15 protein-coding genes and 2 pseudogenes are annotated in these 16566 nt (G+C 50.5%); all 17 read right to left on the bottom strand.

From position 1 onward, the window contains the following. Positions 1-17 precede the first annotated feature (17 nt). Positions 18-473 (bottom strand): type VI secretion system baseplate subunit TssE, encoded by a 456-nt coding sequence (gene tssE, locus LG384_RS08290; protein ID WP_045441470.1) that lies wholly within the window; start codon positions 471-473, stop codon positions 18-20. After that, positions 473-1018, bottom strand: coding sequence for a type VI secretion system lipoprotein TssJ (tssJ, locus tag LG384_RS08285; RefSeq protein WP_045449551.1), 546 nt, complete (start codon positions 1016-1018; stop codon positions 473-475). Before tssJ ends, tssE begins: the two co-directional genes overlap by 1 nt. Then, positions 996-2081: a type VI secretion system baseplate subunit TssG gene (gene tssG / locus LG384_RS08280; RefSeq protein WP_225760743.1), complete on the bottom strand. Its 1086-nt coding sequence runs from the start codon at positions 2079-2081 to the stop codon at positions 996-998. Before tssG ends, tssJ begins: the two co-directional genes overlap by 23 nt. Further along, positions 2045-3799 (bottom strand): type VI secretion system baseplate subunit TssF, encoded by a 1755-nt coding sequence (gene tssF, locus LG384_RS08275; RefSeq protein WP_048221696.1) that lies wholly within the window; start codon positions 3797-3799, stop codon positions 2045-2047. The genes tssG and tssF overlap by 37 nt, the downstream gene beginning before the upstream one ends. 26 nt (positions 3800-3825) lie before the next feature. Then, positions 3826-5418: a type VI secretion system protein TssA gene (gene tssA, locus LG384_RS08270; protein ID WP_225760742.1), complete on the bottom strand. Its 1593-nt coding sequence runs from the start codon at positions 5416-5418 to the stop codon at positions 3826-3828. Continuing rightward, positions 5418-5681 (bottom strand): annotated as a pseudogene (locus LG384_RS08265) (hypothetical protein); the annotation flags it as partial. The pseudogene LG384_RS08265 and the gene tssA, both read right to left, overlap by 1 nt. A 590-nt stretch (positions 5682-6271) precedes the next feature. Then, positions 6272-6691, bottom strand: coding sequence for a DUF6708 domain-containing protein (locus tag LG384_RS08260; protein WP_200011972.1), 420 nt, complete (start codon positions 6689-6691; stop codon positions 6272-6274). A 323-nt stretch (positions 6692-7014) separates the two neighbouring features. Then, positions 7015-8061, bottom strand: coding sequence for a DUF6708 domain-containing protein (locus tag LG384_RS08255; protein WP_225760741.1), 1047 nt, complete (start codon positions 8059-8061; stop codon positions 7015-7017). After that, on the bottom strand, positions 8058-8345 hold the full coding sequence (locus LG384_RS08250; RefSeq protein WP_200011976.1) for a hypothetical protein: 288 nt from the start codon (positions 8343-8345) through the stop codon (positions 8058-8060). The genes LG384_RS08255 and LG384_RS08250 overlap by 4 nt, the downstream gene beginning before the upstream one ends. Before the next feature lie 297 nt (positions 8346-8642). Beyond that, positions 8643-8906, bottom strand: a pseudogene (locus LG384_RS08245) (type VI secretion system tip protein VgrG); the annotation flags it as partial. Then, positions 8903-9046, bottom strand: coding sequence for a hypothetical protein (locus LG384_RS08240; protein ID WP_200012095.1), 144 nt, complete (start codon positions 9044-9046; stop codon positions 8903-8905). The pseudogene LG384_RS08245 and the gene LG384_RS08240, both read right to left, overlap by 4 nt. After that, entirely contained in the window at positions 9043-12453 is a 3411-nt protein-coding gene (locus LG384_RS08235; protein ID WP_225760740.1) for an ImcF-related family protein, read from the bottom strand. The genes LG384_RS08240 and LG384_RS08235 overlap by 4 nt, the downstream gene beginning before the upstream one ends. Continuing rightward, positions 12450-13574 (bottom strand): hypothetical protein, encoded by a 1125-nt coding sequence (locus LG384_RS08230; protein WP_225760739.1) that lies wholly within the window; start codon positions 13572-13574, stop codon positions 12450-12452. Before LG384_RS08230 ends, LG384_RS08235 begins: the two co-directional genes overlap by 4 nt. A 140-nt stretch (positions 13575-13714) precedes the next feature. Beyond that, entirely contained in the window at positions 13715-14065 is a 351-nt protein-coding gene (locus LG384_RS08225; protein ID WP_225760738.1) for a hypothetical protein, read from the bottom strand. Further along, entirely contained in the window at positions 14050-14829 is a 780-nt protein-coding gene (locus LG384_RS08220; RefSeq protein ID WP_225760737.1) for a hypothetical protein, read from the bottom strand. Before LG384_RS08220 ends, LG384_RS08225 begins: the two co-directional genes overlap by 16 nt. Before the next feature lie 3 nt (positions 14830-14832). After that, positions 14833-15402 (bottom strand): PAAR domain-containing protein, encoded by a 570-nt coding sequence (locus LG384_RS08215; protein WP_225760736.1) that lies wholly within the window; start codon positions 15400-15402, stop codon positions 14833-14835. 64 nt (positions 15403-15466) lie between these two features. Beyond that, the gene (locus LG384_RS08210; protein ID WP_225760735.1) at positions 15467-16558 is read right to left on the bottom strand and encodes a T6SS immunity protein Tli4 family protein; all 1092 of its coding nucleotides are present in this window, start codon (positions 16556-16558) and stop codon (positions 15467-15469) included. Positions 16559-16566: the final 8 nt, after the last annotated feature.

Here is a 16566-nt window from a genome sequence, read left to right as displayed (position 1 = left end):
GAAGAGATCAAAAGTGATTACGCGCGGGTAGTCGTGCCGAGGTACTGCTGTTGTTTGAGGTGTCTCAATAGTACCCGCCCTTCGGGTTTAAACTCCGTGCCATAGCGTACCAGGCCAATACCTTTGAGTTCAGCGTCAATGGCATAACGTAGTTCGCCAGGGATTTCCTGTTCCAGCAGCACAACCGCTATTGTTTTCAGGCGTGGTTCATATTTGAGTAATACGGCCGACAGAGTCCCCATCAGCTCATGCGCCGTACCGGGCATCCCTTGCAGGATTTTGGTCATGTCCGGAAGGCCGTAGTCTGGCAGATGTGCCAGCGTCCCTGCGCGGCAGTTAAGCACGCGCTGCATGTTGTCCAGTACGGACAGGATGACCTGATTTTCTTCACTGACCTGGTGAAGGTCGAGACCACCGGAGAAATTACCCGCGAGCATCTCATACAGCGAAGGGGATTTGTGAGTCTGAGGCATTATTTATCCTTTATCGGTAACAACGTCAGATGGTTATTCCCTGCCTCAATCACCCGCGCCTTGTCCGGATCGAGTTCTTCACGGTCTATCATCAGCTTCCATGTATTTTTCACCATATCGGGATGGCGGAACAATCCCACCACGGCGACGTATTTCGCCCCCTCTTCCATCGGCATATCGAGCAGTACATCTCCACCAGGTTTAACCACCACATCGCGGGTGGCCAAAAGATCAGCCCCGAGAGCCGTTTCACTGTCTTTCAGCAGTTGCTGGTACACGCTCTTGTCGAAGGTTTTATTATCTTTGAGCTGATAAATTCGCACCACGACCGACTCGGAGAGCGTGTTGTTCTCACGTGCATCGGTGTTCAGGGCTTCGCGAGCGGTAAAATCCAGGTGTAGTACCTTAATCTTCTTGTAAAAAATGGCATTGAAGGCCGATTTAGTGCCATCGGTGACGCCCTGCGTCACCCCACAGCCTGCCAGACTGAATGCCAGCAGCGGCAGTAGACAGCACGTGGTCTTAGTTAAATTTATACGTAACACGTCGGTTTCCTTGTTGTGGTTTCGCAGGCTTCAGCCCGGTGTAATAACCCAGTTCCGTCGTAAAGGTTTGCGGGATATCGTCCAGACATTCATCGTCTTCCACACCCAGCACACCATTCATCCCAAGCCAGAATGGCCCTTCACCTAACGGCGGTACAGCCAGCAGGCGGGTACGGGTAGTCAGGGTAATTTTTGCCTTGAATCGCCAGCCCAGATAAACCCGCAACATCACCAGAAAATCCTGATACAGCAGACCATCCGGCTTCCAGCCCTGCGCTTCCTGCTCATTATCCGTGGACAGGGCAATCAGCAACTGGCTGTTGGCATCCATCGCTTCGTCACCCAGGGGCGTATTACCGTCCAGTAGAAAATCCTCATTACCGTAAAAGCCCAGAGGCTGATTCACTTCCACCGGCCGAAGACAGTAGGGGCTGACCTGCACGGTGGTATCCGGTGCAAGCAGGCTAATCAGCGACTGCATCCCCTCCTGGGTTTTACCCGGCTGACGCAACACACCCAGTAATGCCAGAAAGCGTGACACCGGGGTGGCAATTTGGTTTGCCGTGCCTGGGATCCCCAGCCCCACCAGACCCAGCAGTGACTGTGAGATACTGTCGGTACCACCGGGTTCGAAGGCTGCCGGATAGGAGTATTTGCGCCAGATGCGGTAAAACTGGGTCAGGATGCGGTGGCTGAAGATATCCAGAAACCCCTGCAGCGCCTCATGCCCTTCCCGGCGCTGGGTAATGTCATCGAGATAGGCCGTCGGCAACGGGGAATCAACACCATACATCCCCATAAAGGTCGTGCGGATGAGCGGTGGCCTGCTGTCATCATCCTCGTCATATTCGACAGCCTTCAGTTCACTCGCCGGGAAACCCATCCCCGGATGCGGCGCAAAGCGCACCGGATCATCGGTTGGATGGCTGGTTGAGCCCATCAATGGCCTGTCGGGATTGAGTTTCTCCAGCAACTGGCATAAGCGGTAAAAGTTAATGCGGTGAAGGTCTGCCTCCAGCCGTGGTGTCAACCGGGAATACGGCGATTGTGTTTCTCTTCCCATTCCAGGCGTTCTCCGGTCGGTTGCAGAATGATAATCAGGCGGTTAAACAGGTAGATGTCTGTGTAGAGTGCAAAGAAGCGGCTCAGCATCTCGCCGAACAGACAGATATCGCCGCGTCCGGCAAAACCATGACTGTCCAGCGTCACTTCAATCTGCACGCCGCGTACCAGGTAGCCCTGTTCAAAGCGCTCGGTTTCGCTGTGCTTCACGTCGATAATGGCTTCCAGACGTCGGCGGTTCATCTCGCTGTCGGTCCACTCATACAGCGCCAGCGTGCCGCGCAGCACATCGGCGTTATCCATCATCGAGAGAAATCCGCTGCCGAGATGGCTGAGTACGCGCCAGTGAAAACGGTCCTGCGCAGGTGGATAACAGGGCAGCGTTGGCGCACAAAGGTTGCGTACCGCAATACTGGCCGACGTGGTTTTCATCACGGTGTCGAGCACGGTACTTTGCAATGCTCTGCGAGGTAGCTGGCCATTGGTTCCGGTAAGCGTCAGCGACAGGCTTTCATCTTCCGGCACCGTGTGGTTATCAAACGCTTCACCGCCGAGGATGAGCCAGGTGTTATGCAGTCCGGACGGGCCGCGGCGCACACGGGTGTGGTAGTAATATTCCGGCGCTTCATGGCGCATCATTCCACCTTTGTGGCGAAAGCTTGAGAACGGCACGTAAGTATGCTGGCTCGATGACATCACCGAATCCACGGCGTAAATCTCGGTATGGCCATCCTGTACGCGCATCGGGCGCAGCATGTACTCCGTCTGCAGTGAATTGAGCGTCAGCGGGTCAGATTCCAGCGGGAACAGATTAATTACCGGCACGCAGTTCAGACGCAGATGCTTTTCGCTAAAGCTGAAGTCATGCTCCCAGCGTTCCGCCAGTACCACGTCGATTTCAAACCAGGAAAGCTCCGTCGGAAAGGCCACGGTCTCCAGCCCACGCAGGCCCGTGAACATGAATTTCTCGCGGAAGGTAAAATATTCCAGCAGCAACTGGTAACCGCTGAAACTGCTGTTGCCCTTCGGCCAGAGGGTATCGTCATCACCAAACCCGAGTGCAGTGAAATGCCCGGCCAGCGGTCTTCTGTCCACATCACCAGGCATGCGCAGCCATATTCTGGCCACATTCATGGTGAACGCTTCATGCATGGCGCAGGCCAGTGGCGCATCAGCATTGAGATAGAAAGGAATATGGCTGAGATCGATACGGCTCCAGTCCGCGAGTTCGCTGCAGTTAAAGCGCAAAGTGACAACAGAGCGTCCATCAGGATCGGTCGACAGACGGGCATGTTCCAGCGACAACGGCTGAAGGCCGATCTCTTTGGTGGTGGTATACCGGCAGCGTGTGCCTTTTTCCCCAATTGGCCGGGAAAGGACTTCGAATCCTTTGACGATACGCATCTGCTCTTTCATTTCACGCCAGTCGGGGCTGAACTCCACCACGGACATAGACGGAATGGTGCGCAGGTAGTGCGGCCACAGCAGACTGACCAGCCCTTCGGTCAGTTCCGGCAGGTCATCGTCGAGCTTTTCACGTAAACGCCCCATCAGGAAGGCAAAGCCTTCAAACAGACGTTCCACGTACGGGTCACGCGCACCCGCTTTATCAAGATTGAGCATTGCCGCCTGCTCAGGATGAGCACGGGCAAATTCTTCGCCGGCTTCCAGCAGGTAGCGCATTTCAGCGTCGTAATAACGCAGGGTTAAATCTTCCATAGTTTTTATAATCTTTCATTGAATCATCAGGCGCAGAGAACGACTGCACGGGCGGGATCTAAAGCAACCAATCCGGAAAGCAGCGAATCCATTTCGACCTGCAGGCGCGTTTTATCCACGTCACTGCGACCGGCTTTAGCGCGCAGCAGCTTGAGTCTGCGGGCTTTGACTTCAAACATTAGTTCCGGCGTCCACTGTTCGAGGGTCAGTTGCTTTGCATCGCTATCAAGTTCGCGCAGCAGATGCAGCGCCATTTCGTTTTTACCGTACTGTTCGCTTACACGAGCCATCAGCAGTCGCATCAGCCACCGATCCCGGGAAGAGGTGTATCCCGGTTGGACGAGAAGCCAGTTAAGCGCAGCTTCTATGCCTTCGCTGTCCGCTTTCGCCAGCACTTCAGACTCCAGCGTCAGCACATCATCACTGCCAGCGGATACGGCTGATACCGGCTTATCATTCCATCCTGACATGTCATCAAGCACACTTTCGTTTATCCAGTTCGTGGTGACTTCATCAGCGAAAGGTGTGCCGTCACTGAAAGCGAGTGCTTCCAGCCCCGGCAGACGCGCCAGCAAACCTTTAATATCACGGCAGAGAATATCGGCACGCACGCTGTCATTATCCAGTTTCACCAGCGCCTGCCAGGCATACCACTGCACATCCAGCCACAAGTGATTGACGCCCTGAGCCAGCAACGTGTCCGTATGTTCCAGCAATTCAGACCAGCTTTTCTGCAGATACAGACGTTTGAGGTGCGCCTTGTTATCGGGTTTAGGCGGGACCAGACGAGTGCGCCCGGAGGCATCCAGCGGCGGAAGTTCAGTTAGCGTATCCCAGCGAACGCTTTTCAGTAAATGATGTCCGGCCAGCCACCCTCCCGGCAGGGAGCGCAGGTATTTCGCCAGCACCTTAGCCTGATCGAGTAAATCACGTCCCGACGTGACAGCATTCATCACTGGCGCAGAAGAGTCTGACACCGTTATTGCCCTCTCTTCCCGACTGGTCTGTGGCACCAGACTGTTGGCACCGCCGTTCTGTACCAGACGATTGTCCAGAGCCTGATACAACCCCCCAAGCTCCGGACGGGCATCTTCATCAAACAGTTGAAAAGACTGTTCCGCCAGAAGCAGCCCGCCTGTAATGCGCTGCATAACAGACATGTCCACTTCCGGGTATAAAGACAGGCTGTCAGTCACGCGACTGCTGCCAAGCCACTCCAGGGCAGTTTTACGGCTCCTTTCACGACGTGGATGCAGCCGGGAACCGAACTGCTCAAGCATTGCCGCCAGAAGTTCAATCCCCTGTGCAAAACCGGATTCACCATCCTGATGCAGGCGCGCCCAGACATAGAAGGTGATAACGCGCAGATCTTTGCAGGTACCGGTCAGCAACTTTTCCGTCAGCTCGCAAATCAGTCCCGTATCAATACCGGAAAGTTTGTTGACCTCTTCGCGAATGCGCTGAAAATCGTCGTCATAGCCCGGATCTTCGCCGGTTGGCTCATTGTCGCTAATCGGCTCCAGCCAGCGCGCCCACTGAGTGCTGTGTGACCGCGCACTTGTCAGCAAAGTCTGCTCATCAGCACCGCAGGCATAAAGTACGCTTTGTAATGTCGCCATTATTCCATTCCCTCCATGGCTGAATTCCCGGCTCTGTCCAGAGTCTGCGAGGTCGCAGAGGCATCCACACTGAATATCTGCTCCGGCAGACTGAAGTTACGCAACGTCAGCAGTGCCAGCGGTCCTTTACCGAGTTGTGAGCGCAGCACCCACTGCAGCGTTCTTCCGTCTGGCGCGGTAAAGCTCAGCATCCACTGGCTGCGATCAAGCTGCTGGCGTTTACCCTGCTCCAGCCAGCGAATAAAGCCCCAGGTGCCGCCGTAAATCAGAACAGTGCGGTTACCTTCAAGCCACTGCTGGCTTTGCAGGCCGGGGAGCAGTTGATCGATAGCGGTTTCGTCACCGGTGATTAAGAGGAGGCGAACTTTGCGGCGCCAGAAAAGGCCGTAGCGGCGGCGGAGATGGGAACAAAACTGACGGATCCCGTATTTATCAACACTGCCTGATTTTTTCTCGACACCCCGTGACACAGCGCTGTTTTTTGCCGATATCAGGGCTTTTGCCTTTAGATATTCCCGACCTCCGGCGATCCGGCTGGAAAAAAGAACAATCAGGAGCCATGTCAGGATCCCCACTGTGATCAGTATATCGGTGACCACCAATATATTTTGATGGGCAGAATCTGGTGTTATCCACATCCAATCAGGATGGAATTTTAGCACCAGATAAATGCCCGATCCCAGCATGAGAACCACCAGGCAAATGAGCCAGAACTGGAATTTGGTACTATTGAATAATTCTTTAATTCGCTTCACTGCGACTTACTCCTGGAAGGCGGGGTAACAACAAAATCAGACAAACGAAAAGTACTGTGGATTAAACTGGTCAGGATAAGAATTATTTGAAGATCGGATTAATAACGATAAACCACGGTCTGCGGACCTTCTTCCATATAACGACGCACAAACTCCCAGTGCGAATATAGCTGCTCTCTGCTGCTAGCGGATACCGCCAGTGTGAAGGTTTTCAGAACAGTTTTACGGTCTTCCGCTAATACGTGGCCCCGGATATCGTAATATTTCCGTTTAAATTTACACTGAACATAGCATCCTGTAGTAAAAAAAACCTCACTCCAGCGCACGCTATAAACCTCACCATCAACGCTGAATACATGCATTAGCTGATGTTTACGGTCAAAACGTACCGGGTAATGTGTCCAGCGAAAACACTCGACTCGCATCAATTTAAGCATTCCCCATGCAAGTAGAAATGAAATAATCACCATAATTACCCCAAAGCTCCAAAAGAATGTATCACGTGCTCTTCCGGTCATAAGATCCTGAAACATCGTCAGAGAATAGCCACATACCCCCTAGGAAAAAAACAAAAAAAACATCAGGGTTGGAACAGTAAGAAAACCCTTAACAGAATAATATTTATCGACAATTTCAGCATAATTATAACTTAGATGAACAACAGCAGCATCATCCATTACTCGCCGCCCCTAAAGGTCTATTTCTTCATTCTGAAGTAGTTGATGCTTCCGCTCATCATCTACGAGTTCAATATCAGGAAAACGATACTTAATATAATTTATCATTAATCCATCATAATCCATATCACACACCTACCTGTATTATTCAGGAAAACTTTATCCTATTTACTGTAGCGTAAATCCAGCTTTGCTTTTATACACTCATAGGCCATCTTTTGGCGGGCATAGCGTGCTTCATAGACATCCCGTTTTTCATTAGCCAGCACATAGCGCCACAGGTGTTTCGGGTTGTTCGCTGCGCTGACATCAATGGGGTCATCGTGCTCAGGCTGGCAGGCATCCAGCACCTCCTGAGGCCACTGCGGTATTTTACTGGTGCGCATGGCGATATAGCGAGAAAAGCTGGCGAGGAGATCCAGTGGAAACATCACCGGCAGAAAGATCCATTCCAGACGGGAGTTCATTTTCATCAGATACTGCAACCCGAAAATATACCCTTCCTTCTTTTTTTCTACCGGAGGGCATAGCGTGACAAGCTCTGAAAGCTCCTGTACGCAATCTTCTTCCATATAGCAACGGATAAACTCCCAGTACTCACCCAGCAACTTTTTGCCTGCCGTTAAAGAAACCGCCAGGCTAAAGGTGTCAATCACCGTTTCCCCATCTTCTGCAAGAATATGTCCGTCGATACCCCATTCGCTGGTTCTTCCCAGAGACTTAGCCGGGGTAAATAAAATATCCTTCCAGGGTACACTGAGTATTTCTCCGCTGACTTTATAGACATATACCATCTGATTTCTTCGGTTAAATCGAATCGGGTAATGAGTTTTCCTGAACCATTCCTTAATTAACAAACGGATTAAAAAAAATTCGATCGCAGCTGTGAATGCTAACGCAATAAAACCTCCTATCAATGGAAAATTCCTATTGCCATATACGGTTTCAATAGTTGCATATCCAAAACCATACGCGACCATAACAAAAATTGAAAATGACAAAACAAATATCAATGAGCTAGACACACCAGTCCCAGAATAATATTTACAGACGGTTTCCAGATTGGTTGAGTTCATCCTGATAACAGAGGCTTCGTCATTGATGGTATTGACTCTGCGTCGTTTTCCCTGATAAAAACGGCCATTTTTTTCTTGATCCGTTAAGGGGCGGTTCAATTTATGGGTTGTGTACAGCCCCGTATAATTCATCATGCTGCAGCACCTCCCTGTTGCATCAGTTTATTAAAGGAATCCATTTCTGCTGTCTCCGACATGATTTCTGGAATGTCTTTATCATCAACCGGGATTTGACGCCACCACATGGCCGCCAGCCACTTTTGTATCTCATCCTTCTCTTTTGATGCCAAGAAGATCGCCGCTCCAAAGACAAGAGCCAGGCACACAATTATCCCCAGAGGACCCAAAGTCAGCCATCCTATCGCCGTAACCCAGAGAATACCTCCTCCAATAGCAGAGACAAAATATGCCACACCCATACTGTAATTATGCTTTAAGAATAACTCATCGGCTGCATGGTATAGACCTCGACCTTTCGTGTAGGAGACGTTTTGTTGTTCATTTGATACTCCTTCCTACTGCTTTTTCGGTTCGAGTTTACGATCACATTGCATAACTTCCTGTGGTACCTGAGAAACGTCAAAAGAAAGCTCTGTGACGTGGTCGCCGTGAGCCGAGTCATACAGCACACCGGAAATGTACGGCCTGTCCGGGATACCGTCAAACCTGACGCCGAAGTCCTCGTCTCGCCGCGCATGGCTGTGCATCGCCGCCCCCCCCTGAATGACGCGCACCGGCTGCTGTATTTTAATACCGTAGCCCTGGTCAGCCGGCGCCTGCAGCGTCAGTGAACCGGCCTTCATCAGCATCATCTCTTTGCTGATGGCATGGTCTGCACTGGTGAATTCAATACGGTAGCGGAACGGCGTGCTCAGGGCTTCATCGCCTTCAAACGCCAGAACATCGGGCTCTGACTCACAGCCTTTTACTGACAGCAGATGGTGGTTATGGCTGAATCTTATCGGGAGATTACTGCTCATGCGCTCACTCCTTGTGTGCGGTCAAACTCCAGCCCAATCCCCTCTTCTTCACTCCAGGTAAGGCGTAATGACTGCGGTTTTTGTTTTGCGGCCATGTGGGTCAGCAACTGCCGGGGCTGTTGATTGTGCAGTATCGTCATTCTTCTTCATCCATATTATGGCTGTCCACACTGAATATCTGCTCTGGCAGACTGAAGTTACGCAACGTCAGCAGTGCCAGCGGTCCGTTTCCGAGTTGTGAGCGCAGCACCCACTGCAGCGTTCTTCCGTCTGGCGCGGTAAAGCTCAGCATCCACTGGCTGCGATCAAGCTGCTGGCGTTTACCCTGCTCCAGCCAGCGAATAAAGCCCCAGGTGCCGCCGTAATCCCCGAACAGCCGCGCACCGGCGCTGGTCGACGTCCAGGTCAGCATCGTTCCCGGCTTCCAGGTTTCGCCCGGCCAGCGGAAAGACTGCCAGTCGGCCATCTGGTTAAAGTAATGCAGCTTCTGTCCGTCAATCGTTAACTGGGTTTCCACCACCTGCGCTGCCGGGCGGGCCTGTAGCTCAAAACTTATCCCCTGGCTGCCGTCAGTAAACAGAATGTCCGACAGTTGACTCAGTTGATTCACCGCCCGCAGAAAAGCCGGATTAAAAATCAGCCCCTGGCTGTGTGCATTGTCCGGTACCCACTGACTCCCCTCTTTGTGCAGTACGCCATTGAGCTCGGTGGTCAGGAACCGGTCGATACGACCACTGTCTTTACGGATAAACTCGGCCAGCATCGGCAGAGAAGCGTCACTCTTGCTCGCCGCAAACGGGAAACGCCCCTCAAAGGCCGTGTGCCAGTTCGCCACCACCGAGCGGTTCCAGCGGTCATTCAGACTGGCGGCTGACGGTTGCAACACCGTCTCCCAGGCCTGAGTCAGCGGCTGAACAAACATCGTGTTGCCGAAACCACTCCACTCCTCCCCGAGGCTTGCCGCCACCAGGCTGCCGTACTGTTGCGTGTCGGTCAGGTCCACACTCTTGCCCTGGAAAACCGTCTGCGCAAGCGTCTGCATCATCTCCTGCGGATCGGAGGCACTCGCCACCTGCTGTAGACGCAAACGTACACGTGTAATACGGGTCAGATAAGTTTGCAGGCTCAGCGTGTTGTCAGCAGACATCACATTGCTGGCTTTGTTTTTTCCCATCAGTGTCAGTAAAGGTCCGAAGGTGTCATCCAGCGGTCCCTGCGGGCCTGTGGCCGACTGGTCAATCACCGGTTTATCCTTCCCGGCGACCAGGTCTTTCGCCGACTTAATAATGGAGTCAGAAAGGCCCTCCGTCTGTTGCCCGGCCTGTCCCTGCCAGGCGATGGTGTTCATCAGGGCAATCAGCGGCGACTGACGCACATCGCTCATCAGCGTCAGCTGGTCGGTCACATCGGCGATGTTGTGCGCCGGGTTAAGTCGCAGGCTGTTGAGGAAGTTGAGCCAGCTTCCGGCAAAATCAATGAAATAGCGCTGGGTCAGACGCGCTTTCAGCGCTTCCGGGGATAGCTCCGCAGACACTGCCTTGTGGTTGTCACTCAGCACCCAGTCTATTTCATCCCGGCGAGTGTTGGCCGCATTCTCAATGGCCTGCTCAATACCGCCTTCCCATGCCTGACGAGTGAACATCCCTGGAACCACCTCATCGGTGGTAAACAGACGTCGGGCATCGGTACCATTGGTCATGTCTTCCAGTGAGACATCCGCAAAGTTGCGCCGTACCGATTTGAGCATATTTTCATACAGCGTCCCTTCTGCATTGCGTCGGCCAATCTGCTGCAACAGCACCTGACGGCTCTGACTGACCAGAGAAGCATCCGGTGTGATTTTCCACTGTGGCTGATTGGGCAGTTCGGAAATGTAGAACGCCCACAGGTCTGGCGAAAGGCTCTGCCACAGGCCCGTTGAAATGCCCCTGTGCGTCGGCTGTACGGTTTTCATGGTCTGCGCGTAAAACTCGCCGTCGGCTTTATCAGGACGGGCCATCATCAGCCAGGCTTTAAGCTGGTCATAGCCCGGTTTCGCCAGTTGCGCACGCCTGTCACTGTTGGGGACGGAATTTGCCAGCACGGTGAGCGTCTGCATCAGGGAGATATTCGCCGGATCACGGATCAGGTGATTGTTCGCGACGCCATACCACGGGAGCATCGCATTAAGTAGCTGCTGATTATGGTCAAGACCAAAGCGCTGATACCAGGGGGCCCCCTCCTGAACATGGTGTTGCAGACGACCCGCGTCGTTTCGCAGTTCATGTAATGCCGTCAGCTGAAAATCAGAAACGGAAGGATGTTCCACCAGGTTGCGGGCTTTTCCCGCAACAGATGAAATCTGTCCATAGTTCATGGCAAAGGAGAGTATCAGCCCCACCATCCAGACACCGATGATGGTCATCAGCGTCCAGGCGAGCGTCTGCTCCCAGGGCAGCCCGACACGGCGGCCGCGCACGCGGGTACAGTCGCCAACGACGCCATCCCAGGTCACCGGCAGGGTCAGAGCATGACGCCGCGATCCAGGGATATTATTCTCAACATCAGCGTAAGCAACGACGTTTTCAGGCGATGGACTTCCCGTCAGGCTGAACATCAGGCCACGCAGCGGAATACGTTGCTGGGAGGCTGACAACCATGGCACCAGTTGCTGAGCCCAGCGGCTGATACCGCCCTCTTTCAGGTGCTGACCCAGACGTAACAGAAAGTCGTGACGGTTATTCTCAATGACCTGACTGACACCCTGCGCCCGCAACTCCGGCAGCATCCCCTCAAGCTGGCGGGTAATATCCTCTTCTTTGGCACGCAGCGGGAAGCTTGCCCCGACAGCCTGCTCAGGGCGCTTCGTCTGCGACCAGTCGCTGTCGCACAGTTTCCACAGCCAGACCGGTGCGCAATAGCGTAACAGTTCACTGATTTTTTCCAGCCCCCGCAGGTCGCTGTCGCTGATTTGCGGCGTAAGCGTCTGCCCTTCCGCAATGACCCGGACAATCCCATCCAGCGGGCGACCACGACGCAGTTTGCGCAGCGCAGCGTATTTTTCCTTAGCGGGCTCAGCAGTCAGACTGCCGCCGTAAATCAGAACAGTGCGGTTGCCTTCAAGCCACTGCTGGCTTTGCAGGCCGGGGAGCAGTTGTTCGATAGCGGTTTCGTCGCCGGTGATCAAGAGGAGGCGAACTTTACGGCGCCAGAAAAGGCTGTAGCGGGTTCGGAGATGATTTTTAAGACTGGATAAAAACTGACTCGCATCGCTGCCCTCAACTGGGCGCGGCCCGATCTTCTCCCCTGACACCTGCGGCTTATAGACCACCTGATTTCTTCTCTGTTTCCATCGCCACCACACAGGTGAACCAATCAGGCCAAAGAGCAAGACGGCAAACACAGCTCCCCAGATCGTCCAGATTTTTTGAGTTGAAATCCCGAGGTTGTTCAAACTCCCCTGATTGATAAAAAGCAGAAAAGCGCTTATCCCTGCCAGACCGACAATCAGAAGGAAGTATCCCCATGAGCCATAGCGTGCATTTGGAATCATTTTTTGTTCGGTCATGCGTAAAGCTCCCTCGTAATCAAGCAAAGTGTCCCTGTTTGCTGCGATGTCTGATTCACCAACAGCTGTTCCTTACCCGTTTTGCTGGCGGCTTCCGCCATCATGGCTAAGGAAAGTGGCAAGGCCATCTCTCCAGGAGGTCCAAAGGAGAGATCGATAGAATGCAGAGGCCTTTTTTCCGGCAGCGGCCACTGGTGGAGAGTTGCATATTGCATTATTTCTGGGGCAGTTTTTTCAGCAGCACCCATTAGCCAAACGTATTCCAGATGCTGCTTATCAGGCTGAACATATTCAAATAACATGTCTAACTCGTTAACAAGTTTCCCGGCCTCCATTGGCATCAAACGCGTTATGCCAGCGATGACAGGTAATGAATACTGACGAGCAAAAGTGGGCGAGGTGATAAGCTGAGCAGAAATAAACTCACTGGACGGCCCGGTGCTTCGAGGAGGCCAATCCTGAAGACAAAGCATTAATATCAGCCCATCAGAGATCTTTGCATCATAGAAAGAATCTACGATTTTCATGGAATGGATTGAATTGGGTATGAGATCCCATTGTTGAAAAATCAACTCATCGCGATCTTTATCAGCTCTGTCTGACGGCTGAAAAACATAAATAGAGTGGAGAAAATGACGATAGCCCGGATACTGCTGTTCCAGTTTTCGGTCTGTTTCTTTCATTAAAGTTGGAAAACTATGCGGGGAGTTGAATAATGGACGAGCTTTTTTAGGAAACGCCGGGACTTTGTCCAACTCACCCAATAGAGTCTCCATCCCTTTTTCTTCCGGAGAAAATAACACATTGCCAACCACGGCAAGCTGTTGCCGACTCCAGCTTCGCCATTCGGCTTTGGTTCGCTCTGTTTCGAAATCCCAGGCCTGGCTGGCTACGATAGACTGTTCATAACGATTAAGCATTACCCCATATAAACATAACCAAACCAGCAATGCGGGCATGGCTCCGTAGAATAAAACTTCAGCGTAAGTTGCCTTATTCTGGAACCACAAGCTGGAAATAGTTCCTGCTATTAACATCAGTACTAATACCATTATCCAGAACCAGTATTTTGGTGGTGGAAGAGATTTTTTATCAGGAATATCCGGTATAGGCCATGCCATAGTAAAACTCGATATTTGTGTGTTTTATTTAAGACTCAAGGGAGAAGTAAAAAGAATTATGTGCAACGCTCCAGATTAACTTAATACCACTCTATTCATTAAAAAACCAAATAAACTATTAAGCATGCATTATTCCAGGGCTAACGCTGTAGCATCTCATTTTTCAGAGTCAGCCATTCTTTCCTGTAAGTTATTTTGAGAATAGATACGAGCAACTTATGCTTGCATTTTGCGGCAAAGCCTTTTTTATTTCTATAGTCGCAAATATCAATCCATAAAGCTTTTTTATCAAACCCACTCCATACAGAAGGTGCCGGGGTCAGGAGATTGGTGTAACAAACAGGGGCAACCCATTCAAACAAGATTTCTTCAACTATAGCAACAGGAAATTTTTTTGCTATTGAGGAAATGTATTTAAAATCAACTTCGTTATCTACAAATATATCTGATAGTGCTCCACACAAATCGAAGTAAACTAGTTTATCTTCCACGTTGTAAACTCCTCAATTTCCTCATCCAGACTATCAGCGACTACCGAACCGACTATACCGCCTGCAGCACTGCCTAACAATACTAATGCAATTGCACAGACCGGAGCACCCGGGCCGCAAAGTGGCGCTACAGCGAGCCCTGCTAGCCACCCACCAGCGACACCACCACCAATTTGAACCCCCTGTTTTATCGATTCTTTCGGTTTGTTTTCCGCATTTAATATTTCATAGGTTGCCAGTGACGCGGTAATTAAAACACCAACCTTTCCCATGACTTTTAGTCTTTTGTTGGATGCTGTGAACTTTGGATTGTCTCGTGCGGATGATTCGATAATTTCGTAGTGAATAGAATTTTTCTGTTGCGCTGTTAACTCCCTGAAAGAGCTATTGAATTTTTTAAAAGCATACTTATCGTACAATTCATCTAATTTGGGAGGAGTTTTCTTATGTTTTTCTGCAAACGACAAGCCTGTTGATGAGGTGTATTTTCGATGTTCCTCCATAATTTTATTTCTCATCTCATAGCAAAATTCAGAAGCCTCTTTTACCGTTATTTTCCTGGCTTTAACCATTTCCTTAACTTCTGATGTAACTCTTTTGATATTTGATGTGTAACTGGCTCTGACATTGGCATCGTTGATAGCATCAGTAGAAAACTTAATAGCTGTTCCCTCAAGACCCGCAATTGCATTATCCAACACAGGCGATTCTAACTCATGCTCCTGCCCGGATTTATACAGACCTTTAATGATCATATAATCCATTAATCACCCCATTATGTTTTTTAATAGCTGACTGGTCATACTTTCACCAACGTTTTTATCATCATCAGGATTTTCAATTTCAACGGAAATGCAGGACCTGGCAGAAACAGAAGGGATGTATACTTTATTATTATCATCGAACATCCCTTTATGCACGCTGCCATCATCCATTGTTAAACGATAATTAAGGCCTGAATAATTCTCTGTTTTTGGCAAAGCAAAGCTAATCCATAAATTATCCATTACAGATTTAGCCTCTTTTACAGCGGAGATAACTTTTTCAAGGCCTCCTGCATCTCCCTTAGAGTAACTATCCGGAATACCGGGTATAAATTTTGCGTGACACGGGCAGGAACTAAAGCTGTCAAGTGACCCCGCCAGAACCTGACCTCCATCGAATGTATCTGCGGCGCCACCTAAGATTTTGAAAGTTCCCGGGTGCTTACCGCAGTTAACCATATCTCCTTCTCTGGCAGCAGAAATGCCGTACCATTGAAACGCTGGATCACCGGTAAGGATCTTCCCACCGCAGGTGGTACGATCACCAACTCTTAAAAAATAGCCGACGCTCATTATCTATCCTCTATTTTCAAATATTGCGGAAGTACAAGGAAAGCACTACTAATTTCACTAGCGGCTACTTATAGCGCAGGGAATTCACCAGCCGGTCCCAGATTTCAACCATCTGTGCTTCGTTGTAGCGCGTTTTTTTATACTCACTGCCGAACCCAATATTAAGATTCGGTTTATCAGGTGTGGCATCACGTTCATTAGCATAAAGCATAAAATTATAGAATGTGTTCTTTTCATCTTTCCCCGTCGCCGGATTTCTGATGTTTTGGGTACCGCCAAACAGCCATGACTCTGCCGGAATTCCGTTCGGTGATAGCGCAACTTTCTTAATGGTGTACTGATTTGATGTTTTAAGCGCTTCATTAATTTGCGCACTGCGGTTAAACAACGTGTCGTCTGAACCTTTGATTGTATTATCTATATCGACGCCAAAAACAAAATCATTATTTTCATACCGGAATGTGAGACTTTCTTTATGCTTTCCTCCATCATCCCGGATAAATCCATTCGGAATACACACGCCTTTAGCCGACGGAATATCCTCATCTCTCCTGCCACTAAGTCGTGATATGAGGGATTGCATGGCCGCCAGTTTGGCTGGCTTAGTATTTGCATCGGCCTCAGTAAACCCTCTGGCTAGATATTTTATTTTTTTTTCGCTGTGCTTCTTGTCTGAAAAATCACGAATGTCCGTAGTAATCACAAAGGCTGTCATGCCAGAATAAACATGAGCTTCCAGTTGTCTGTATATATCCGGAGTACCCGACTCATTATGATCGAAAATAGCACCTTTGCCGTCAGGAAGAAGAACCACCTCTTTTAAAAAAGGAGCATTTTCAGGTCTGTTACCCGGTTTATTAATGGCATCGCGCAACGCCTGCTCTCTTAACTGTACCCGTTGTTTAAATGCAGGTGGATAGAGCGGTTTGCTTTCTATTTTAAAGTCATCGATAAAAATCATATCGTGCAGCTGATTGTTGAACGACTCGGGAACGTCAATCACATAGCGCCCGATACACTGCGGTTTGGTTTGCGCAAACAAAGTATTTATCACTGGACTGTCCTTCTGCACTGGCGTGGATGCCGTAGCATGGGCAATAAAAAGCATCCCGGCAGCCACAAGCGCTAAGGCAAACAGTTCACGAAGGTATTGCATGGGGATAA

This window comes from Citrobacter sp. Marseille-Q3906, from assembly GCF_916618775.1.
GTDB classification, from domain to species: domain Bacteria; phylum Pseudomonadota; class Gammaproteobacteria; order Enterobacterales; family Enterobacteriaceae; genus Citrobacter; species Citrobacter murliniae.
The sequence above is the reverse complement of the archived record's forward strand: the minus strand, read 5'-3'. Positions and strand labels throughout refer to the sequence as shown.